Origin of the sequence: Ochrobactrum sp. A-1, assembly GCF_022488005.1 — a bacterium.
Taxonomy (GTDB): domain Bacteria; phylum Pseudomonadota; class Alphaproteobacteria; order Rhizobiales; family Rhizobiaceae; genus Brucella.
In genome coordinates this window covers 599,392-620,685 of sequence record NZ_JAKVQC010000003.1, presented here as the reverse complement: position 1 = coordinate 620,685, position 21,294 = coordinate 599,392, and the positions used below count along the sequence as shown (strand labels likewise).

The window sequence follows — 21,294 nt, the reverse complement described above, 5'->3', positions numbered from 1 at the left end:
AAAGGCGTAGGTCATGCAGACTGATCTCATAGCTCATCTGACCCTTGCAGCACCGGAGGTTCTCCTTGCTGTAGGCGCCTTGGCACTGCTCATGATTGGCGTGTTCTCCGGCGAACGGGCGGCCACGCTCGTCAACGGATTATCCGTTGCGGTGCTTATTGCGGCGCTGGCACTGGTGGTCCTTTTTCCAACGAACGGTGCCGCATTCGGTGGTGCCATCGTCACTGACAGCTTCAGCCGCTTCATGAAGGTGCTGACACTGATCGGCTCCATCGTGACGCTGATCATGTCGGTTGGCTTCGCCAAGGCGGAGAAGTTCGACAAGTTCGAGTTCCCGGTCCTGATCGTGATTTCCACGCTCGGCATGCTGCTGATGGTTTCAGCATCCAACATGCTGTCGCTTTATCTCGGTCTCGAACTGCAATCGCTGGCGCTTTACGTTCTGGCAGCGTTCAACCGCGATAGCGTCCGTTCGACGGAAGCTGGCCTGAAATACTTCGTTCTCGGTTCGCTTTCCTCGGGCATGCTGCTTTATGGCATTTCGCTCGTCTACGGTTACACCGGCCATATCGGCTTTACCGAAATCGCTCAGGCCGTCTCCGGTGGCCAGCGTGAACTCGGTCTGGTGTTCGGTCTCGTCTTCATTCTGGCCGGTCTGGCATTCAAGATTTCTGCCGTTCCGTTCCACATGTGGACGCCGGACGTCTATGAAGGCGCGCCGACCCCGGTAACGGCATTCTTTGCCGCCGCCCCGAAGATGGCTGCCATGGCGCTCATCATCCGCGTCGTCTCGGAAGCCTTCGCTCCGGTCACCCATGACTGGCAGCAGGTCGTGATCTTCATCGCGCTTGCCTCGATGGTCCTCGGCGCCTTTGCCGCTATCGGCCAGCGCAACATCAAGCGCCTGATGGCTTATTCCTCGATCAGCCATATGGGCTATGCGCTTGTTGGTCTGGCCGCCGGAACGGTGATCGGCGTGAAGGGCGTGATGATCTACATGGCGATCTACCTTGCCATGACGCTCGGAACCTTCGCGTTCATTCTCGCAATGCGCACCAAGGACGGCAATGTTGAGAGCATTGAGGATCTGGCTGGTCTGTCCCGCACCAATCCGGTGCTGGCAACGATCATGACCATCTTCCTGTTCTCGCTTGCTGGCATCCCGCCGCTCGCTGGCTTCTTCGGCAAATGGTACACCTTTCTTGCCGCCGTTGAAGCGGGTCTCTATCCGCTTGCCATCATCGGTATCGTGGCTTCGGTCGTGGGCGCGTTCTACTACCTGCGCATGATCAAGATCATGTGGTTCGATGAGCCGACGGGTGGTTTCGTTCCGGTCGCAGGCGAGCTTCGTCTTGTCCTCGGCGTAACGGGTGCCTTCGTGCTCTTCTATGTCTTCCTTGCTGGTCCGATTGGCGGATTTGCCGAAGCCGCAGCCAAGACGTTCTTTTAATCAACGCACAGGGCGGAAGCTGAGATGAGTTTTGCGCTTTCGCCTGTTGCGGCAAATGAGGGCTACCGTCTCGAAACTTTCGAGACGGTAGGCTCCACCAATGCGGTTGCTCTGGAAAGGGCGGCTAGCGGTGATCCGGGCAAGCTCTGGCTTGTTACGAAGAGACAGGAAAGCGGCCGCGGAAGAAGGGGCCGTGCCTGGTCTACGCCTGAAGGCAATCTTGCCTCCACGCTGCTTCTTGTTGAATCCTATGAAATGAAGACGGCGGCAACGCTTGGTTTCGTTGCAGGCTTGTCGCTCGCCGATGCGCTCGATGCCGTATTCGCGGCAACCGGGCCTGCCGTGCCGCCGACAATCGGTCTCAAATGGCCGAACGATGTACTGGTCAACGGCGCCAAACTGACGGGCATCCTGCTCGAATCTTCCATTCTGGCGAAGAATTTGTTCGCTGTTGCCGTCGGTATCGGGACCAATGTGGTCGCCTTTCCAGATGACCTGCCTTATGCAGCGACATGCCTGCAGGCTCTCGGCAGCAAATGCGATGCCGAGACATTGTTTGCAGCTTTGTCGGATGCGTGGTCGGTCAATTACCGCGTCTGGAACGAGGGACGCGGTCTAGACGATATTCGCAAGCGCTGGCTGCAGCGCGCGCATGGTCTGGGCCAGAATGTAACCATGCAGGTCGAAGGTCGCATTATCGAAGGTCGTTTTGAGACAATCGATGAGGCATGCCGTTTTGTTATTCGCGAAGACGACGGTTCGCGGGTTGCAGTAACAGCTGGCGATGTCTATTTCGGAACTGCTGCAACAATACGCAAATAATTGCTTTGTTTTGTCTTGCTAGGGTTGCAACTGGACAACTTTAGGTCCAGTTGAAGCCGCAAGGCGGGATTAATCACAGAGGAAATTTCATGGCCCGATCCAATACTACTGAACTCGTCTTTCTGCCGCTTGGCGGCGTGGGCGAAATCGGCATGAATTTGGCCATGTACGGCTTCGGTCCTGCGGATAACCGTGAATGGCTGGTCGTGGATATGGGCGTGAGCTTTGCGGGGCCTGAACAGCCGGGCGCTGATCTCATCCTGCCGGATATCCGCTATCTTGAAGCTGAAAAACATAATCTGCGCGGCATCGTTATCACGCATGCGCATGAAGACCATTTCGGCGCATTGCTCGATCTGTGGCCGCGCCTGAAGGTTCCGGTCTATGCGACGCCATTCACTGCCGGTCTGCTCGAAGCGAAGCGACAGTCAGAACATGGCGCGCCTGAAATTCCGATCACGATCTACAAGGCAGGCGAGAAATTCGAGGTTGGCCCCTTCAAGATCGAGGCTGTTGCGGTAACCCACTCAATTCCCGAGCCGGTTTCTCTGGCTATCACGACGCCGCTTGGCACGGTCGTGCACACGGGCGACTGGAAGATGGATCCTGAACCGTCGCTCGGACCGGTTATCGACGAGGCGCGTTTCCGTGCAATCGGCGATGCGGGCGTTCTAGCGCTGATCTGCGACTCCACCAATGCGTTGCGCGAGGGTGAATCTCCTTCGGAGCGCCAGGTGGGTGAAAGCCTGCGCGAACTGATTGAAAATGCGCGTGGCCGCGTGGCCATCACCACTTTCTCTTCCAATGTCGGTCGTATCCGGTCGATTACCGAAGCAGCACGCGATGCTGGCCGTCAGGTGCTGGTGGTCGGTCGTTCGATGAAACGCGCCATCTCGGTTGCAACTGAACTTGGCTATATGGAAGGCTTGCCGGAATATCTCAGCGAAGAGGATTACGGCTATATTCCACGCGAAAACGTGGTGATGATCCTCACCGGAAGCCAGGGCGAACCGCGCGCGGCGCTCGCCAAGCTGGCACGTGACGAAATGCGCAGCCTCGCGCTGACGGCGGGCGATACGGTCATCTACTCGTCGCGTGCCATTCCGGGCAATGAAAAATCCATTCTCGACATCAAGAACCGCCTGATCGATCGCGGCATCAAGATCATCGGTGATGAGGATGCACTGGTCCATGTCTCGGGCCATCCACGGCGCAGCGAATTGCGCCGCATGTATTCCTGGGTTCGTCCGCAGATTCTGGTGCCGGTGCATGGCGAAGCCGCCCATCTGGTTGCTCAAGGCTCGCTTGGCGCGATGGAAGGCATCGAGCAGGTCGCGCAGGTGCGTGATGGCGACATGCTGCGTCTGGCGCCGGGCAAGGCCGAGATTATCGACGAAGCGCCGGTTGGCCGCATCTACAAGGACGGCAAGCTGATCGGTGACGAGGAAGAGATCGGCATGGTCGAGCGTCGCAAGCTTGCCTATGTCGGTCATGTCGCCGTTTCGGTATTGCTGGACCGTGAACACAAAATCATCGATGAACCCGATCTCGTGACTTTCGGCGTACCGGAAGAAAACGCGCAGGGCGACCTGTTGGAAGATATTCTGCTGGATGCGGCCATCGAGGCCATCGACAGCATTCCGCGCGTTCGCCGCAAGGACATCGAGCTTGTTCGGGAATCCGTTCGCCGTGCCGTTCGCGCTGCGGCAAATGAAGCATGGGGCAAAAAGCCCGTGGTGACCGTGTTCGTGAATAGGATACGGTAGTCATACGGATTGCAGACAGGTTGCGGAATGACTGGCATGGGAGGTGCTGATGCTCGAACGCTTGAACCACGTGGCGATTGCCGTTCCGGATATTGATGCCGCGGCAGCGCTTTATCGCGGCAAGCTCGGTGCAAAAGTCACCGAGCCACAGGCGTTGCCCGAACATGGCGTAACCGTGGTTTTCATCGACGTCGGCAACACCAAGATCGAATTGCTGGAACCTTTGGGTGAGGGTTCTCCCATCACGGCATTTCTGGAAAAGAACCCCTCCGGCGGGATGCATCATCTCTGCTACGAGGTTGCGGACATTATTGCCGCTCGCGATCGCCTCAAGGCGGAAGGCGCGCGTATCCTTGGGGATGGCGAGCCGAAGACCGGTGCCCACGGCAAGCCGGTTCTGTTCCTGCATCCCAAGGATTTCAACGGCACGCTGATCGAACTGGAAGAGGTGTAATCATGTCGCTGGTTTCAGGAATCGCGATTTATTTCATCATCTGGTGGACGACACTGTTTGCTCTCTTGCCTGTCGGCTTGCGCACGCAGGCCGAAGAAAATGAAGTGACTTTGGGCACAGTGGCCAGCGCTCCGGCCAAGCCGCGCATCGGTCGGGCATTTCTGCGGACAACCATCGTCGCAACACTCATCTTCCTGCTCTATTATTATATGACGCAGATCAGCGGTTTCGGCCTCGACGATATTCCGCATTTCTTCCCGGATCTGACCTGAAATTTCAGACCCCGTTTAATGTGAATTTTGAGGCTGCCTAAAAAATAGGCAGCCTTTCTTTTGTACAAAGAAAAGTGGACATGCCTATCATGGGTTGTGCCGGATATTGAGCCAATTCGCGTAACGTATTGAATTTCCGACGCGGCACAACCCGGCGTCATTTGTGACAGTGATGCCTTTGCGTATGCAATGTTCTTCATATAAATCGATTTATACTTAAACGAAATTTAATACTTGGATGCGCAGAGGGCACTGCGATAAATCCCACAAAATCAATGTGTTATTGCAGCCTATAAAATAGAGGAAATGCGGAAAGCATGGAGGTTCTGCAAGTGCAAAAAAAAAGCAAGGCTTTCGCCTTGCTAATCAAATACGCGTTCGATCCGTTTCCATTTGACTGGCGGCTGCGAAAGTCGCGCCTGGATCCATCCTCCCAAGACTTTGACCGCGTGAAACCAACGGTTTTATTCCGTTGTTGCTCTTATGCTGAAAAAAATAGCGAACTGCACAGCTTTTGTCACGAAAAATCTTCTGTGGCGTCATATTTCTTTCGTAAATTTTCCTCAGTGAGAGTGATATATCTGTAATATATTGAAAATGAATGTGAATCTGGAGGCTGTATTTCGCGCCTCTGGTTCTTTCGGCGGGCCATTATGGCTGTGGATGGGGAAATCCGCTGCCGTGAAAGCTTTTCCAGGCGGGTTTCCAACCGGTGTATAACCCGGTAAGAAACCGACGAATATGCTTAATTTTTGCCTGATTCTTGAAGCACTCAGGCAGTCCCTCTTGATTGGTGGTTACGATGCGTCTGTCGCGGTATTTTTTGCCTATTCTGAAGGAAAACCCCAAGGAGGCGGAAATCGTCTCCCACAGGCTGATGCTGCGTTCGGGCATGATCCGTCAACAGTCAGCGGGCATCTATGCCTGGCTGCCGCTCGGCCTGAAGGTTCTCAACAAGGTTTGCGCTATCATTCGTGAAGAGCAGAACCGCGCGGGCGCCAATGAAATTCTGATGCCGACCATCCAGTCCGCCGATCTGTGGCGCGAAAGCGGTCGCTACGATGCCTATGGCAAGGAAATGCTGCGCATTCAGGACCGTCAGGAGCGCGATATGCTCTTCGGCCCGACCAATGAGGAAATGGTCACCGACATTTTCCGCTCCTATGTGCGCTCCTACAAGGATCTGCCGCTCAATCTCTATCACATCCAGTGGAAGTTCCGCGACGAAGTGCGCCCGCGTTTCGGCGTCATGCGTTCGCGTGAGTTCCTGATGAAGGACGCCTATTCGTTCGACCTCGACTATGAGGGCGCGAAAATGGCGTATTACCGCATGTTCGTGTCCTATCTGCGCACTTTTGCGCGGGTTGGCTTGCAGGCCATCCCGATGCGCGCCGATACGGGACCGATTGGCGGCGACCTCAGCCACGAATTCATCATTCTGGCCGAAACCGGTGAAAGCCAGGTTTTCTGCGACAAGGCTTATCTTGATCTCGCCGTGCCGGGCGCGGACACAGATTTCCGCAACGATGCGCAACTGACCGATATCGTCAAGCGCTGGACGACGCCTTATGCGGCGACCGACGAAATGCATGACGAGGCCGACTGGGCCAAGGTGAAGCCGGAGGATCAGGTTTCGGCGCGCGGCATCGAAGTGGGCCACATCTTCCATTTCGGCACGAAATATTCCGAACCGATGGGCGCGAAAGTGCAGGGCCCGGATGGCAAGGAACATCTGGTGTCGATGGGTTCCTACGGTATCGGTCCGTCGCGCCTTGTCGCGGCAGCCATCGAAGCCTTCCACGATGACGCAGGCATCATCTGGCCGAAGGCCATCGCACCGTTCGGTGCCGGTATCGTCAACATGAAGCCGGGCGATGAAGGCTGCGACGCTGTAAGCGAGAAGATTTATGAAGCGCTGACCAATGCAGGCGTCGATCCTCTGCTCGATGACACGGATGACCGTCCGGGTGCAAAGTTTGCCACGATGGACCTGATCGGCCTGCCGACGCAGGTGATCGTTGGCCCGCGCGGCGTTGCCGCCGGTGAAGTCGAAATCAAGGATCGCAAGACCGGCGAACGCCAGAACCTGAGCGTTGAAGCGGCGATCAACCTGTTGACGGCAGAAGCATGAGCAACGCGGCGGCAGCAAAATCCGGGGATCAGGCAAAGGGTGCCCAAAAGGCGCCGAAGTCCGGTCCATTTTCGGCCTATGAGCGGATGATCGCTTGGCGATATCTGCGAGCGCGCCGCCGCGAGACTTTCATCTCGGTCATTGCCGGTTTTTCTTTCACCGGTATCATGCTGGGCGTGGCGACCCTCATCATCGTCATGGCGGTGATGAACGGCTTCCGTGCCGAGCTTCTTTCGCGAATTCTGGGCATTAACGGCCATCTCATCATGCAGCCGATTGATCGTCCGCTGGATGATTATGCCAGCCTTATCAAGCGGATCGACGGTATTTCGGGCATCAAGTTCGCCATTCCCGTGGTGGAAGGGCAGGCGCTTGTTCAGGGGAATATCGGCGCTGGAACGGGTGCATTGGTGCGCGGTCTTCGTGAAGAGGATCTCGACAAGCTCAAGCTTGTTTCCGGCAATATTCGTCAGGGTACGCTGAAAGGTTTCGATCAGGGTGGCGGCGTCGCCATCGGAACCCGTATGGCGGAAAATCTTGGCCTTTCCATCGGTGATACGCTGCGGGTGATTTCGCCGGATGGCGATGTGACCCCGTTTGGCGTCAATCCGCGCGTGAAGGCCTATCCGATTGTCGCGATCTTCGAGATCGGCATGTCGGAATATGACTCATCAATTGTCATGATGCCGCTTTCCGAGGCGCAGCTCTTCTTCAATCAGGAAGGCAAGGTGCAATCGCTGGAAATCTTTGTCGATAATCCCGACAAGGTGGATGCGATGCGCGCGCCTGTGGAAGAGGCAGCGGGACGCCAGCTCTCGCTTGTCGACTGGCGCCAGCGCAACCAGACTTTCTTCTCGGCGCTGGAAGTCGAGCGCAATGTCATGTTCATGATCCTGACGCTGATCGTGCTCGTAGCGGCGCTGAACATCATTTCCGGCCTTATCATGCTGGTGAAGGACAAGGGGCACGATATCGCGATCCTGCGAACCATGGGGGCAACCCGTGGCGCGGTGATGCGCATATTCCTGATGACGGGTGCCGCCATCGGCGTCACCGGCACGGTAGCCGGTGTTGTTCTGGGTGTTGTCGTCTGCCTCAATGTCGAGCGTCTGCGGGAGTTCTTCTCGTGGCTCTCGGGAACCACGCTCTTCAACCCGGAACTTTACTTCCTGAGCCAGCTTCCAGCCAAGATGGACCCCGGCGAAACGATATCCGTTATCGTCATGGCTCTGGTGCTTTCATTCATTGCCACCATTTTCCCGGCCTGGCGCGCTGCCAAGCTCGATCCGGTCGAAGCATTGAGGTACGAATAAATGGCGGCTGAAGTCATCATGCGGCTGGAGCGTGTCGGCCGCGCCTATAAGGAAGCCGACCGCGAACTGGTCATTCTGAAGGATGCCGATTTCACGCTTCGTCGCGGCGAAATGGTTGCGCTTGTTGCGCCATCCGGCGCGGGCAAGTCGACATTACTGCACACGGCGGGCCTTCTGGAACGTCCCGACAATGGGGACGTATTTCTTGACGGGCGCTCCTGCAGCAAATTGTCCGATGACGAGCGCACGGCGGTCCGCCGCAACGATGTCGGTTTCGTCTATCAGTTCCATCATCTCCTGCCGGAATTTTCCGCGCTGGAAAATGTGATGATGCCGCAGATGATCCGCGGCCTGTCCAGGAAAGCCGCGGCAGAGCGGGCGCAGCAGCTTCTTGAGTATATGAAGATCGGCAAGCGTGCCTCGCATCGCCCGTCGGAACTTTCCGGCGGCGAGCAACAGCGCGTCGCCATTGCCCGCGCCGTTGCCAACGCGCCGCTCGTTCTTCTGGCGGACGAACCGACCGGCAATCTCGACCCGACGACATCGTCCTACGTCTTCGGCGCTCTGGAGGCCCTCGTGCGTCAGTCGGGGCTTGCGGCCCTGATCGCGACCCATAATCATGAGCTTGCCCGCCGCATGGACCGTCGCGTGACGCTCAAGGACGGCAAGGTCGTCGATCTCTAAAGCTCCCAAGTCACAGTAGAACCTCATCCCGAGGAGTTGGCGCAGGCGGCGTCCCGAAGGGCGAGGTGCGGTTCCGCCTGAACGGGGCTCTCGTTCCCAGCCTCGTAGCGTCGCCTTGTGACGCGACTAAAGCATGTCTCCCAAAAGTGGGAACCGGTTTTGGGATAAAGACATGCTTGAAAACAAAAGCTTAAAGCGTGTTCCCTGAATATAGTAAGACGCAACACGCTTTAGCACCTTTTTGTGTTCTGTTCTCTCGCGGCTCCTGCCTGCGGTTGTGTATTCACTATTCGTAAACCCTAAAATGAATGCTGTTGTAGAACGGGTGTTGACTTTGGAACAAAAATAGAACAAAAAATAAACATACGTGAACACAGAGGAGTTTCCAACATGACCGATCTCGTCCACGACGTTCTGTCTTTCATTTCGGTAAGCCTGTTTATTGCAACTTTCGCCATCTGGGTGAGTGCGATCTGAAGGAAATAGAGCATGTCTCCCAAAAGTGGAAACCAGTTTTTGGGGACAAAGACATGCCTAAAAATGATAAGGCATTTCCGGTGATCCGGAAAAACTGGAAATGCTTTGGCTGGTTCCTGTGAACCCGCTGCAAGGTGGTGATAGTCTTACTGGACATCGCCATATCATTCCCCGAAACTGATGCTATCAGGCGACAGAGTCGCCAGCCGCATTGAACCATGTGTGGTTCATCCTGCAAGCAATGTGCTATCAGGCGGCTAGTGCATCGGCCCGAAGATCGGAATCGGTTTTCGGAAAGCGCGATGCATGGATTTGGAGCGTCGGATGTATGTCCATCCGGGCGGCTCGGCAGATGATCGGGGTCGATGGAATGAGTGATGCAGCAGCAGGCAATGCAGCAAAAGACGGTGCTTTGACGCCACGTTTTGTGCATCTGCGGGTACACTCGGCCTATTCGTTGCTGGAAGGCGCATTGCCGCTTGGCAAGATCATCAAACAGGCGATTGCCGACGAGGCGCCGGCTATCGCGGTCACCGACACAAACAATCTGTTTGGTGCGCTCGAATTTGCGCAGAAGGCATCGAAAGACGGGCTACAACCCATCATCGGTTGTCAGGTCGATATTGCCTTCGGTGATCACAACGATAATGGCCGCAGCGTCAATCGTCGGGTTGCGCTGGACCTTGCTCCGATCGTGCTGCTCGCGGCAACGGAAGAGGGCTATGCGAATATCGTGCGGCTCGTCAGCCGCGCCTTTATGGAGACGCCCGCGGGCGATCCGGTGCATGTCGAAGCCAGCTGGCTACCACCATTGTCGAAAGACGTCATTATTCTTTCCGGTGGCGCACTGGGACCAATCGGCCGCGCTTTTGCTGCCGACCGCCCCGACAGGGCAGAGGCGCGGCTTGCCTTCCTGCGGGAGGTCTTTGGTGACCGGCTTTATGTCGAATTGCAGCGTCAGGCAGGTTACGACCGTGCGCTGGAAGCCAAGACGGTTGCCCTTGCTTATGAAATGGATCTCCCTCTGGTGGCCACCAATGAGGCTTTCTTTCTCAAGGCGGAAGATTTCGAGGCTCACGATGCGCTTCTTGCCATTGCGGAAGGCCAGATTCTCTCAAACGATGACCGCCGCCGTCTGACACCGGACCATCATCTGAAAAGCCGTGCGGAAATGGCGGCACTCTTTGCCGATCTGCCGGAAGCGCTCGACAACACGGTCGAAATTGCTGAGCGCTGCAGCTGGTACACGCAGACCCGTGCGCCGATCCTGCCACGGTTTACCGGCGAATCCGATGATCCGGAAGCCGCCGTTCAGGAAGAAGCTGATGAGCTTGCCCGGCAGGCGCGCGACGGCCTGAAGATGCGCCTGGAGACCATCGGTCTCGCAGAAGGCTACACAACAGAACAATATGCCGAACGCCTCGAATATGAGATCGGCATCATCACCCGCATGAAGTTCCCCGGTTACTTCCTGATCGTTGCCGACTTTATCAAATGGGCAAAAGCCCATGGCATTCCGGTCGGGCCGGGCCGTGGCTCGGGTGCCGGTTCGCTCGTCGCCTATGCGCTGACGATTACCGACGTCGATCCGTTGCGTTTCTCGCTGCTTTTCGAACGCTTCCTCAACCCGGATCGCGTTTCGATGCCCGACTTTGATATCGATTTCTGTCAGGACCGCCGTGAAGAGGTGATCCGCTATGTGCAGGGAAAGTACGGGCGCGATCAGGTAGCCCAGATCATCACCTTCGGAACCCTGCAGGCGCGCGCTGTGCTGCGCGATGTCGGTCGCGTTCTGGAAATGCCTTATGGGCAGGTTGATCGTCTCTGCAAGCTGGTGCCGCAGAACCCGGCCAACCCGGTATCATTGGCGCAGGCCATCGACACCGAACCGAAGATCAATGAGGAGCGCGAGAAGGAGCCGGTGGTCGGACGACTGCTCGATATGGCGCTCAAGCTCGAAGGGCTTTACCGTCACGCCTCGACCCATGCCGCCGGTATCGTGATCGGTGATCGTCCGCTGTCGGAACTGGTCCCCATGTATCGCGATCCGCGTTCCGACATGCCGGTCACCCAGTTCAACATGAAATGGGTCGAGCAGGCAGGACTGGTCAAGTTCGACTTTCTTGGTCTCAAGACGCTGACCGTTCTTGAAACGGCGGTCAAACTGGTGGCGCGCAAGGGCATCGAGATTGATCTGTCCCATGTGCCGCTCGATGATCCGCTCACCTATGAAATGCTGTCGCGCGGCGAAACCGTCGGCGTGTTCCAGGTTGAAAGTGCGGGCATGCGCAAGGCGCTGCTCGGCATGCGCCCGGACCGGATTGAAGACATCATTGCGCTTGTGGCGCTTTATCGTCCCGGTCCGATGGAGAACATCCCGACTTATAATGCGCGCAAGAATGGTGAGGAGGAGATCGCCTCCATTCACCCGAAGATCGATCACCTGATCAAGGAAACGCAGGGCGTTATCGTCTATCAGGAACAGGTGATGCAGATCGCGCAGGTGCTTTCCGGCTATTCGCTCGGTGAAGCTGATCTTCTGCGCCGCGCCATGGGCAAGAAGATCCGCGAGGAAATGGACAAGCAGCGTGTCCGCTTCGTGGATGGCGCGATCGAGGGCGGTGTCGACAAGGCGCAGGCCAACATGATCTTCGACCTGCTGGCCAAGTTCGCTGATTACGGCTTCAACAAGTCGCACGCCGCCGCCTATGCCATCGTCTCCTACCAGACGGCCTATATGAAGGCGCATTATCCGGTCGAGTTCCTCGCCGCGTCGATGACCTACGATATGTCGAACACCGACAAGCTCAACGATTTCCGCCGCGAGGCGAACCGTCTGGGCATTGAGGTCGTGCCGCCTTCGGTGATGACTTCCTTCCGCCCGTTCGAAGTCGGTGAGAAGCAGATTTTCTATTCGCTCGCTGCCATCAAGGGCGTGGGCGAGGCTGCGGTCGATCATATTGTCGATGTGCGTGCCGAGAAGCCTTTTGAAAGCCTTGAGGATTTTTGCGAGCGGGTCGATCCGCGCATCGTCAACCGGCGCGTGCTGGAAAGTCTCATCAATGCCGGTGCGATGGATTGTTTCGGTCGCGAGCGCCCGGCCATGAGTGCCGGCATGGATCGCATCATGGGCTTTGCCCAGCGTACGCAGGAAAATGCCGCAAGCGGCCAGTCCGATATTTTCGGCCTGTCAGGTGCGCCGAAGGAAACGCTTATCCTGCCGCAGGCAGCTCCCTGGTTGCCATCGGAAATGCTGCACCGCGAGTTTCAGGCGGTTGGCTTCTATCTGTCAGCCCATCCCCTCGATGAGTATCGTGATGTGCTGAACCGCATGCGTGTTCAAAGCTGGGCGGATTTTTCCGCAGCCGTGAAACGTGGCGCCAATGCCGGTCGTCTGGCAGGAACCGTGACCGCTCGGCAGGAACGCAAGACCCGCACCGGCAACAAGATGGGTATCGTGCAATTGTCCGATGCCAGCGGCCAGTTCGAAGCGGTGCTGTTTTCCGAAGGGTTGGCGCAGTATCGCGACCTTCTGGAGAGCGGCAAGTCGGTGGTGATCACGGTTCAGGCGGAGAACCGCCCCGAAGGTATCGGCTTGCGTATCCAGACGGTGCAGTCGCTTGAAGACGAGGCCTGCCGCATGCAAAAAGCGATGCGGCTCTATTTGCGTTCAGCCGATGCGGTCCGGCATATCGCGCCGCATTTGAACACGCGCGGCGACGGGCAGGTGAGCTTCATCGTCATCAAGGATAACGGCCAGCGGGAAGTCGAAATCGAGCTGCCGCATCGCTATCGTGTCAGTCCGCAGATCGCCAGCGCCATGAAAGCCATTCAGGGCGTCGTGGACGTGGAACTGGTTTAGGATAACTTGGGCAAAACAGGGGCGGTCCTGTTTTGCATTCGTTTTGCGCGAAAAATCGGCGGTGATGTGCGAATTTCACCACCGATTTTGCGGCGAACGCCTGTCAAAAATATGGCGTTTTTGTGTTTGGCATCAATAGGCGGCTGTGAAACGCTCGCGAATGTGCTGGCCTTTTTCAGCTTCGTCCAGAATTGCGACCGCCAGATCGGCAACTGAAATCTTGCTTTCACCCTTGTCGTCGAAAACCGGTTCGTCGCCGCCAAGCCGGTACTTGCCAGTGCGTTCGCCTGGCTGAAGAATGATCGCCGGTGATACGAATGACCATTCCAATTCTTTCTCGCCGCGCAGGTCTTCGAGCGCCTGACGGGCACCGAGCGCGCCTTCCTTCCATTCAGCTGGGAACTCGGGCGAGTCAACCAACTGGTTGCCATTGATCGAAAGGCTGCCTGCACCGCCGACTGCAATAAGGCGCTTGATGCCTGCCTTCTTGGTCGCTTCGGTGATGGAACGGCTGCCTTTGATATGCTTCTCGCGAATTTCTGGATCACTCCAGCCTGGATTGTAGGCGGAAATCACGACGTCATGTCCTGCAAGCTGTCTTGCGAGCGCGTCGGTATCAAACACGTCGGCCTTTACCGCCGTCACATTGGGCAGTTTTTCGACTTTCTCCGGGTGGCGAACAAGTGCGGTAACCTGGTCGCCGCGCGCAGCAGCTTCCTTGAGGATTGCAGCGCCTACGAAACCCGTTGCGCCGATCAGTGCGATCTTAGTCATGGCAGTCTCCTTTTCGACCTTCTCTTATCGAACGAATTAAGGTATGTTTCATAATCAGGTTATTTCTGATAACCACATAGGCGATGCCGACAGGCTTGTGAAGAACGCACTTTTACATGGTCAGGATACATGGAAGTAACCGCCTCAAAGGCAAGTGCCGAGAATGATGCGTGTTAAAACCGGAATCATAAAACCGATATAAAGGTTTGTTTTCAGGCGCTATTTGCCCCAAACCGCTTCACGATTCTGCTGGAAATGCGCCAGCTTCGATGATGAGGAAGAACACCGGTCTGCCACCGGGTTTTCCGGAGAAACAAGATGACGATACCGACACGCCCAGACGGCAAGACGCCTTTGCTCTCGTCAACACCTGCTTTCAAAACCGATGGTGACGGTTCCTGCCCGATCCGTGAAGTGCTGGACCGGGTAGGCGACACATGGAGCATTCTCGTCATTTTCAATCTTCAGGAAGGTTCGATGCGTTTCAATGCATTGCGACGTGCCATTGAGGGGATATCACAGCGCATGTTGACGGTTACGTTGCGGTCGCTGGAGCGGGATGGCCTTGTGTCTCGTCATGTTCGCCCGACATCTCCACCCGAGGTGGAATATTCGCTGACCGAACTTGGACATTCTCTGGCCGTTCCCATTGACGTTCTTGGCCAATGGGCCGTCAAAAATAGGGCTTTACTTCGCGATGCACGCTCGCGCTTTGACGGAAGCGTTGAATAAAAAGGAACCGGTCTCACTCCGTTTGCGTTTGTCTTGCAAACAGGAGAAGTCCAATGCCCGCAAAATCCCAGGCCCAACAGAAGGCAGCCGGTGCCGCACTTGCCGCCAAACGCGGTGAAATCAAGAAAAGCGAACTCTTCGGTGCGTCGAAAGAAATGTACGAATCGATGACCGAAAAGGAACTGGAAGAGTTTGCCGAAACCAGGCGCAAGGGCTTGCCCGAACACGTAGACGACAAGAAGAAGCACTAGGGTCAGGACCGATCAATTTGATGGAAATGGCACCTGAAATGACGGGAGCTGTTAGAAGAGACGCGAAGAACGGGGTGGTTTCCCCGGCTGAGCGGTTCGACGCAGCGGAACGCGAGTTATTTCGGTGTCCAGAGGATGTGGTCCATCCGCCCGGCTACTTCATCGAAAAAGCTCGGAAATGAATCACATTTCCTTCGCCTTTTCTCCTCATATCCAAACGGATGGCCTCACACCATTTTCACCAAATCAACAGGTCCTGACCCTAACCACAGTCGACCGGAGGGAAATGAGGATCGGCTCGATTCTGCTTGAACCAAGAGAGTTTTGAGCATCCATCAGATTGGCGCTCAAGATAAAATGGCGAGCGTTATCAGACGCTCGCCGCAACTGTCAGATGGCTACTTGCCCGCTTTGTTTGGGGCCAGTTCGATTGCTTTGAGCTTGCCATCCGTAATGCCACAGCGCAGCGTGATGCTATCCCATGTCGTTGAAGCGCCTTTGTTGCGCGCTTCGCCTGGAACCGAAATCACTGCAGAAACCTTCCGCGGGTCACTGGTGCTGAATTTTGAAGACTTATCATTGGTTTGAGCCGATGAGATGTCATCCTTGGTGAAGCCAAGGCGATCATATTTCTTGCTTTTTTTGACATAATCATAGGCACTGGCAATGCAATCAGCGATCTGTGGAGCTGCCTGCTGATCCTTCACCAGAGTTTGGTAATTGCCCCTAAAATCCTTCGTTCTCTTCGGAACGGAATCCGCATGGGCGGCCGCGGAAAAGCCAAGTGCGAAAATTGCGGAAATTATGAATTTGGTCGATTTCATGCCCCACGTCCTTCTGGAAAAACCGTCGCTCGGTGGTAGCGGCGGAACTGAATCGATAACGCAGTGTAGATTACAAATGCGATTCTGATTTTTTTATGAATTACCTACGCTTACGACGATATCCTACTGGCAGATGCGCGCAAGACAGGATTTGCCGTGGCAACCTTGATCGAGGTGCATGTTGGTGAGATGTGCCGCATCGCCGTCGGGACCGATGACTGTCATGAAAAGCTTGCAGCTGGCGCTGTGCACGGCGCGCCAGAACGCCTTTTCCTTATCCGAGCCGTTCCAGCCGCTCTCCAGTTCCGTCTTGCTGCCATCCGAAAACTTGAACGACATGATGTCGAGCGCATTAGCAAAGGCATGTTCGGAAACCCGTCCTGACGAAGCGCCGTTTACTTTCCGGCACTGGTAATCCGAGCCGGTGCCAATTTCCGAAATTTTCGAATCCGGACCGTAAACATCCTTGGCGGCTTTCGTTACCTCACTGCTCCATTGCGCCAGCGTGACGGCCATTGCGCAATTAGTTGTTACGGCATTGGTGAATTTCAGTGGTTGGTCCTTACCGATAGCGATCAGGGACAACGGGGAGTGCACTCCACATTGTTCTCCATCCTTGATCGGAGGCAACAACTTGCCCTCGACTTCGCCGGAATTCAGAGCTGGGCAGGACACCTGATAGACGCGCTCGTCCTTTTGCGGCTTTGGCTGCTGATCAGGGCCGGGTTTCGCCTCTTGCGGTTTTTCGTCCGCCGGTTTCGGGTTCTCAGTCGGTTTTGGTGGCTCTGCTGGAGCTGGTGCGGTTTGAGCGTTCGGGGTTGGCTGCGGCGGCTGCCTGGGTTCTGCTTCCGGCTTTTCCTTTGGAACAGGCGGCGTTTCCGGTTCCGGTGTTTTGGTTGCTGCTTCCTCCGCGCGAGGAGCGGGCGTCGGAACGGGTATGGTGAGGCCGGGACCGGGTATGGTGAGGCCGGGACCGGGTTTTGCTTCGGTCTTTGCCGGGGCGCTTTCCGCCTGTTTTGTGGATTGTTGCTTTGGAGGCGATTTCTTCTGAGTACGTTTCACCGCAGGGCGTTTGCGGTGCTGCTTTGCCTTTTGGGCGTCCTGCTTCAGGATGCGTTCGATGAAAGTTTGCGCCTGTGCCTGACCGGAGCCGATGCCCGAAAAACAGGAAGTCGCCAGAAGGCCTATCGCAATGAGAGCCGTAGATGCGCCCTTGCCGGGCAGGGAAAAAGACAAAGCCATTGACGCCTCATGAATTGCGATCCGTCTTGCCTAATGTCGAAACAGGCGATGACGTTCCTTCACGCTTGATGGCAGGTCGTAGCAAATGGTAGGAAACAGGTCTTGCAGACCGGTTTTTCAGGCTTTTTCGGCTGCTTGAGCTTGACAAGATAACAGCTGCATGACTAAAAGCCGCCCAGCGCTGGCGCGTTTCGTGCCGGCGTTTCATTTGACGTGTCCCGTGGATGAAGATTGCGCTCGCGCGCTTCATCCTGTCAGTCCTCTAAAACGGAGGGCAGAGGAGGGCGCGTTTCCTCCAGCGCCTCCGGGCGCTATAACCTTTTGAAGGAAATGCGATGAGCAAGCGCGAATCCGCTAAGTACAAAATTGATCGCCGTCTTGGCGAAAACATCTGGGGCCGTCCGAAGTCCCCGGTAAACCGTCGTGAATATGGCCCGGGCCAGCACGGCCAGCGCCGCAAGGGCAAGCTGTCGGACTTCGGTGTACAGCTCCGCGCAAAGCAGAAGCTCAAGGGCTTCTACGGCGACATCTCCGAAAAGCAGTTCCGCAAGACCTACGAAGAAGCCGCTCGCCGCAAGGGCGACACCGGTGAAAACCTGATCGGTCTGCTGGAATCGCGTCTCGACGCAGTTGTGTACCGCGCCAAGTTCGTTCCGACGATCTTCGCTGCCCGCCAGTTCATCAACCACGGCCACGTGAATGTGAACGGTCGCCGCGTCAACGTTCAGTCCTACCGCCTGAAGGCCGGTGACGTTGTTGAAGTTCGCGAAAAGTCGAAGCAGCTGGTTATCGTTCTCGAAGCTGTTCAGCTCGCAGAACGTGATGTTCCAGAATATATCGAAGTCGACCACAACAAGCTGGTTGCGACGTATTCCCGCGTTCCAACCCTTTCGGATGTGCCTTACGCCGTCCAGATGGAACCGAACCTCGTCGTCGAATTCTATTCGCGTTAATTTCAGGCGCGCTCTGGCGCGCTGGATATATGCCGAAATCGAAAAGCCGCGCTGTTCATGCAGCGCGGCTTTTTCTTTTCCAGCAAAAGTGCGAAGCGGTTTTGCGTCTTTCGCAAACAAATGTTGTTTCGCGGTTTTCCCTGCCGCCAGTTTTCGCTATTAAGCCTTCAACATCTTCAATTGTTTTTCGGGAAGCATCATGAACGCTTTCGATCCAGATATCGCAGAAGACGCAGGCAGCGACGGCTGCCACCCGCTGTTCCGCGAAGTGCCGACCACAGTCGAGTTCAACAAGCTGCGGAAGCGGCTCTTGCGTTTGACGCGGCAGGCTATCGAGGATTTCTCGATGGTGAAACCCGGCGAGCGCTGGATGGTCTGCCTGTCAGGCGGCAAGGACTCCTATGGCCTGCTCGCGCTGCTGCTCGATCTCAAATGGCGCGGCCTGCTGCCGGTTGAGCTGCTGGCAGTGAATCTGGATCAGGGCCAGCCGAATTTTCCGAAGCACATTCTGCCGGATTTCCTGAACCGGTACGAAATCGAGCATCGTATCGAATATCAGGATACCTATTCGATTGTGACCGACAAGCTGCCTGAGACCAGCACCTATTGCTCGCTCTGCTCGCGGTTGCGTCGCGGGAACCTCTATCGCATCGCGCGTGAAGAGGGTTGCTCGGCCATCGTTCTTGGCCATCACCGGGAAGATATTCTGGAAACCTTCTTCATGAACCTGTTCCATGGCGGGCGTCTGGCTGCGATGCCGCCAAAACTTTTGAATGATGAAGGCGACCTGATGGTATTCCGTCCGCTGGCTTATGCGGCGGAAGACGATCTCGAAAAATTTGCCACTGCAATGCAGTTTCCGATCATTCCATGCGATCTGTGCGGCAGTCAGGAAGGCCTTCAGCGCAATGCAATGAAGGCAATGCTGACCGACATCGAGAAACGTATGCCGGGGCGCAAGGACACGATGATCCGCGCCATGACGAATGTTCGTCCAAGCCATCTGATGGATCGCAAGCTGTTCGATTTTGCGGGACTGATGGTGAATGGTGAGGGAGAGGGCGAACATGCGGTTTGACGAAGGACAGATGGACTGGCTGGCCGATTTGCTGGCAGATGCGGCGCGTCAGGAAATCATGCCCCGTTTCCGCAGGCTGGATGTCGGCGATATCCGACAGAAGACCTCGCCCGCCGATCTGGTAACGGAAGCGGATGTAAATGCTGAACGGTTTATCACCGCCAAGCTTAAAGAACGCTTTGCCGATGCGGTTATCGTCGGTGAGGAAGCCTGCTCGGACAATCCAGCATTGCTGACCGGCCTTGATGATGCGGAGCTTGCCTTCACCATCGACCCGGTCGATGGCACTTTCAACTTCGCCTCCGGCGTTCCGCTCTTTGGCGTGATGCTTGCCGTGGTCTCGAAAGGCGAAACCGTTGCCGGTATCATTCACGACCCCGTCGGCAATGACTGGATCATGGCTTCAAAGGGTGGAGGAAGCTACATCCGCCACGCCAATGGAGATGTGAGCAAGGTCAACGTTGCCGAACCGGCCTCGATCGACCAGATGACCGGCGCTATATCGTGGCAGTACACGGCTGAACCGGTACGGTCGCGTCTGGCACGCAACCATACGAAGTTTCTGTCGCAGATCGGCTATCGCTATGCAGCGCATGAATATCGCATCCTCGCCACCGGCGGCGCACATTTTGTGGTCTACAACAAGCTGATGCCGTGGGACCATCTGCCGGGCGCCCTGATCCATCAGGAAGCTGGCGGTTATCTCGCTCGCTGGGATGGAAGCGATTATCTGCCGTCTCACACTGGCGGCGGTATTCTGGCCGCACCGAGCAGGGATAGCTGGCAGTCCATTCAGGCGGCGCTCTGGGAAGAATAACGCCGTTGGAGTAATGTCCGATATGAAAAGGCCCGCTACATCGGCGGGCCTTTCCTGTTTTGCATGGCAAAATTGATCAGATCACGTGTTCGGCGGGCGGGTTTTGAACCCTGAACAACCGGCCGCGTTCGGCTATCAGAACGCAGCCGAGGGCGACAAATCCAAGTACGCAATAGCCGGTTGCAACCGGCGTGGTCGTGCCATCAAAGGCCTGGCCGATAATTGCGCCCAATGCCGCACCGATGACCGTCTGGGCAAAGCCCAGAACAGAGGAGGCCGTTCCGGCAACTTCGCCGAGCGGCTCCATCGCCAGCGCGTTGAAATTGGCGGTCACGAGGCTGAACGAGAACATGATGGTCATGTAGATCGCCATCAGGATCGGGAAGGGAACCGGGCCTTCCATTGTGACAGACAGAACCATCCACAACAGGCTGAAGCTGGTGAAAACCAGCAGCATGCTCTGTGAAATCCGCCGCATGCCGTAGCGGCCGACCAGACGCGAGTTCAAAAATGAGGCAAGCGCCAGCGTCATGGCGACGGCAGCGAAAGCTAGGGGGAACAAAGCGCCGAGCTTGTAAATATCGACGAAAATCTGCTGCGCGGAATTGATATAGCCGAACAGCGCCCCGAGAATGAACGACGTGCCGAGCATGTAGAACAGGGCGACGCGGTTCGAGAGAACGATCCCGAAGCCGCCCATCACGCTCTTGACCGTGAGCGGACGTCGGTTTGTGGCGGGCAGGGTTTCGGGCAGGCGAAGGAAGGCCCATATGCCGACGATAAGCGCCATCAGGGCCATCGACAGGAAAATCAGGTGCCATTCGCCGAAAAGCATGATGAGCTGGCCAGTTGCGGGCGCAACGACCGGCAGGATCATGAAAACCATCATGACAAGCGACATGACTTCCGCCATCTGACGACCGGCAAACTTGTCGCGAACGACGGATACGGCGATCACGCGTGTGGCAGCCGCACCAAGCCCCTGCAATACGCGCAGGATGATAAGCGTCGTGAAGTCGGTAACGATAGCCGCTCCCAAAGCTGCCAGAATGTAAATGACGAGCCCGCCGAACAGCGGCAGCCTGCGGCCGAAACGGTCGCTCAGTGGTCCATAGAACAGCTGCGAAACGCCGAAGCCGAGCAGATAGGCGGTGATGACGAACTGGACGTGATTTTCGGATTGAACGCCAAGGCTTGCACCGATCTGCGGCAAGCCGGGCAGCATGATATCGACGGCCAGCGCATTGATGGCCATGATCGCTGCAATGAGGGCAATGAATTCGCCGCGCCCACGCATGGAGGTCTTCTGGTCCGGCGAACCGTTCTTGATGTCGAGCGGCATGACTGGCATTCCCTGGCAAAATAGCGCTTCGCGTCTGAAAGACACGATGC

18 protein-coding genes are annotated in these 21,294 nt (G+C 56.4%); 14 read left to right on the top strand and 4 right to left on the bottom strand.

The features are described 5' to 3' along the window. The first annotated feature begins 13 nt into the window (after positions 1-13). From nuoN to dnaE, 9 genes are all read left to right on the top strand, one after another. Positions 14-1,450, top strand: a complete 1,437-nt coding sequence (gene nuoN, locus MKS82_RS04735) for an NADH-quinone oxidoreductase subunit NuoN (RefSeq protein WP_109987620.1) — start codon at positions 14-16, stop codon at positions 1,448-1,450. Positions 1,451-1,474: 24 nt separating this feature from the next. Further along, positions 1,475-2,272, top strand: a complete 798-nt coding sequence (locus MKS82_RS04730) for a biotin--[acetyl-CoA-carboxylase] ligase (protein WP_240578389.1) — start codon at positions 1,475-1,477, stop codon at positions 2,270-2,272. Positions 2,273-2,361: 89 nt separating this feature from the next. Then, a complete protein-coding gene (locus MKS82_RS04725; RefSeq protein ID WP_109987622.1) occupies positions 2,362-4,038 on the top strand; it encodes a ribonuclease J in 1,677 nt (558 codons plus the stop codon). Between the two features lie 49 nt (positions 4,039-4,087). Beyond that, complete coding sequence (mce, locus tag MKS82_RS04720) at positions 4,088-4,492, top strand: methylmalonyl-CoA epimerase (RefSeq protein ID WP_109987623.1); 405 nt, start codon at positions 4,088-4,090, stop codon at positions 4,490-4,492. A 2-nt stretch (positions 4,493-4,494) separates the two neighbouring features. After that, positions 4,495-4,764 carry a DUF1467 family protein gene (locus MKS82_RS04715; protein ID WP_061345442.1) on the top strand — a complete coding sequence of 90 codons (270 nt, stop codon included), beginning with the start codon at positions 4,495-4,497 and terminating at the stop codon, positions 4,762-4,764. Positions 4,765-5,566: 802 nt separating this feature from the next. Then, positions 5,567-6,895 (top strand): proline--tRNA ligase, encoded by a 1,329-nt coding sequence (gene proS, locus MKS82_RS04710; RefSeq protein WP_109987624.1) that lies wholly within the window; start codon positions 5,567-5,569, stop codon positions 6,893-6,895. Further along, on the top strand, positions 6,892-8,208 hold the full coding sequence (locus MKS82_RS04705; RefSeq protein ID WP_109987625.1) for a lipoprotein-releasing ABC transporter permease subunit: 1,317 nt from the start codon (positions 6,892-6,894) through the stop codon (positions 8,206-8,208). Before proS ends, MKS82_RS04705 begins: the two co-directional genes overlap by 4 nt. Further along, positions 8,209-8,892: an ABC transporter ATP-binding protein gene (locus MKS82_RS04700; RefSeq protein ID WP_109987626.1), complete on the top strand. Its 684-nt coding sequence runs from the start codon at positions 8,209-8,211 to the stop codon at positions 8,890-8,892. Positions 8,893-9,739: 847 nt separating this feature from the next. Beyond that, positions 9,740-13,231, top strand: a complete 3,492-nt coding sequence (gene dnaE, locus MKS82_RS04695; RefSeq protein ID WP_240578653.1) for a DNA polymerase III subunit alpha — start codon at positions 9,740-9,742, stop codon at positions 13,229-13,231. Positions 13,232-13,363: 132 nt separating this feature from the next. On the opposite strand, the gene MKS82_RS04690 is transcribed toward dnaE, so the two are convergent. After that, positions 13,364-14,005, bottom strand: coding sequence for an NAD(P)-dependent oxidoreductase (locus tag MKS82_RS04690; RefSeq protein ID WP_109987627.1), 642 nt, complete (start codon positions 14,003-14,005; stop codon positions 13,364-13,366). A gap of 318 nt (positions 14,006-14,323) precedes the next feature. Between MKS82_RS04690 and MKS82_RS04685 the strand changes: the two genes are divergently transcribed. Then, positions 14,324-14,737 (top strand): winged helix-turn-helix transcriptional regulator, encoded by a 414-nt coding sequence (locus MKS82_RS04685; RefSeq protein WP_109987628.1) that lies wholly within the window; start codon positions 14,324-14,326, stop codon positions 14,735-14,737. Positions 14,738-14,790: 53 nt separating this feature from the next. Beyond that, positions 14,791-14,988 carry a DUF3008 family protein gene (locus MKS82_RS04680; RefSeq protein WP_109987629.1) on the top strand — a complete coding sequence of 66 codons (198 nt, stop codon included), beginning with the start codon at positions 14,791-14,793 and terminating at the stop codon, positions 14,986-14,988. Between the two features lie 398 nt (positions 14,989-15,386). Here MKS82_RS04680 and bspC read toward each other — a convergent pair whose 3' ends face one another. Then, positions 15,387-15,812 carry a type IV secretion system effector BspC gene (gene bspC, locus MKS82_RS04675; RefSeq protein WP_109987630.1) on the bottom strand — a complete coding sequence of 142 codons (426 nt, stop codon included), beginning with the start codon at positions 15,810-15,812 and terminating at the stop codon, positions 15,387-15,389. Between the two features lie 123 nt (positions 15,813-15,935). Further along, positions 15,936-17,054 carry an extensin-like domain-containing protein gene (locus tag MKS82_RS04670; protein ID WP_109987631.1) on the bottom strand — a complete coding sequence of 373 codons (1,119 nt, stop codon included), beginning with the start codon at positions 17,052-17,054 and terminating at the stop codon, positions 15,936-15,938. Positions 17,055-17,389: 335 nt separating this feature from the next. Here MKS82_RS04670 and rpsD point away from each other — a divergent pair, with 335 nt between their 5' ends. The 3 genes from rpsD (at position 17,390) to MKS82_RS04655 (ending at position 19,902) form a co-directional block, all read left to right on the top strand. Continuing rightward, positions 17,390-18,007 (top strand): 30S ribosomal protein S4, encoded by a 618-nt coding sequence (gene rpsD, locus MKS82_RS04665; RefSeq protein ID WP_109987632.1) that lies wholly within the window; start codon positions 17,390-17,392, stop codon positions 18,005-18,007. A 199-nt stretch (positions 18,008-18,206) separates the two neighbouring features. Beyond that, positions 18,207-19,085, top strand: a complete 879-nt coding sequence (gene ttcA, locus MKS82_RS04660; RefSeq protein ID WP_240578388.1) for a tRNA 2-thiocytidine(32) synthetase TtcA — start codon at positions 18,207-18,209, stop codon at positions 19,083-19,085. Beyond that, the gene (locus tag MKS82_RS04655; RefSeq protein WP_240578387.1) at positions 19,075-19,902 is read left to right on the top strand and encodes an inositol monophosphatase family protein; all 828 of its coding nucleotides are present in this window, start codon (positions 19,075-19,077) and stop codon (positions 19,900-19,902) included. Before ttcA ends, MKS82_RS04655 begins: the two co-directional genes overlap by 11 nt. A gap of 76 nt (positions 19,903-19,978) precedes the next feature. On the opposite strand, the gene MKS82_RS04650 is transcribed toward MKS82_RS04655, so the two are convergent. Beyond that, positions 19,979-21,244 carry a multidrug effflux MFS transporter gene (locus tag MKS82_RS04650; protein ID WP_109987635.1) on the bottom strand — a complete coding sequence of 422 codons (1,266 nt, stop codon included), beginning with the start codon at positions 21,242-21,244 and terminating at the stop codon, positions 19,979-19,981. Between the last annotated feature and the right edge of the window lie 50 nt (positions 21,245-21,294).

Bases quoted from the DNA above. Each gene is read 5' to 3' on its own strand.
- nuoN (WP_109987620.1), top strand. From the start codon at position 14: ATGCAGACTGATCTCATAGCTCATCTGACCCTTGCAGCACCGGAGGTT.
- MKS82_RS04730 (WP_240578389.1), top strand. From the start codon at position 1,475: ATGAGTTTTGCGCTTTCGCCTGTTGCGGCAAATGAGGGCTACCGTCTC.
- MKS82_RS04725 (WP_109987622.1), top strand. From the start codon at position 2,362: ATGGCCCGATCCAATACTACTGAACTCGTCTTTCTGCCGCTTGGCGGC.
- mce (WP_109987623.1), top strand. From the start codon at position 4,088: ATGCTCGAACGCTTGAACCACGTGGCGATTGCCGTTCCGGATATTGAT.
- MKS82_RS04715 (WP_061345442.1), top strand. From the start codon at position 4,495: ATGTCGCTGGTTTCAGGAATCGCGATTTATTTCATCATCTGGTGGACG.
- proS (WP_109987624.1), top strand. From the start codon at position 5,567: ATGCGTCTGTCGCGGTATTTTTTGCCTATTCTGAAGGAAAACCCCAAG.
- MKS82_RS04705 (WP_109987625.1), top strand. From the start codon at position 6,892: ATGAGCAACGCGGCGGCAGCAAAATCCGGGGATCAGGCAAAGGGTGCC.
- MKS82_RS04700 (WP_109987626.1), top strand. From the start codon at position 8,209: ATGGCGGCTGAAGTCATCATGCGGCTGGAGCGTGTCGGCCGCGCCTAT.
- dnaE (WP_240578653.1), top strand. From the start codon at position 9,740: ATGAGTGATGCAGCAGCAGGCAATGCAGCAAAAGACGGTGCTTTGACG.
- MKS82_RS04690 (WP_109987627.1), bottom strand. From the start codon at position 14,005: ATGACTAAGATCGCACTGATCGGCGCAACGGGTTTCGTAGGCGCTGCA.
- MKS82_RS04685 (WP_109987628.1), top strand. From the start codon at position 14,324: ATGACGATACCGACACGCCCAGACGGCAAGACGCCTTTGCTCTCGTCA.
- MKS82_RS04680 (WP_109987629.1), top strand. From the start codon at position 14,791: ATGCCCGCAAAATCCCAGGCCCAACAGAAGGCAGCCGGTGCCGCACTT.
- bspC (WP_109987630.1), bottom strand. From the start codon at position 15,812: ATGAAATCGACCAAATTCATAATTTCCGCAATTTTCGCACTTGGCTTT.
- MKS82_RS04670 (WP_109987631.1), bottom strand. From the start codon at position 17,054: ATGGCTTTGTCTTTTTCCCTGCCCGGCAAGGGCGCATCTACGGCTCTC.
- rpsD (WP_109987632.1), top strand. From the start codon at position 17,390: ATGAGCAAGCGCGAATCCGCTAAGTACAAAATTGATCGCCGTCTTGGC.
- ttcA (WP_240578388.1), top strand. From the start codon at position 18,207: ATGAACGCTTTCGATCCAGATATCGCAGAAGACGCAGGCAGCGACGGC.
- MKS82_RS04655 (WP_240578387.1), top strand. From the start codon at position 19,075: ATGCGGTTTGACGAAGGACAGATGGACTGGCTGGCCGATTTGCTGGCA.
- MKS82_RS04650 (WP_109987635.1), bottom strand. From the start codon at position 21,244: ATGCCGCTCGACATCAAGAACGGTTCGCCGGACCAGAAGACCTCCATG.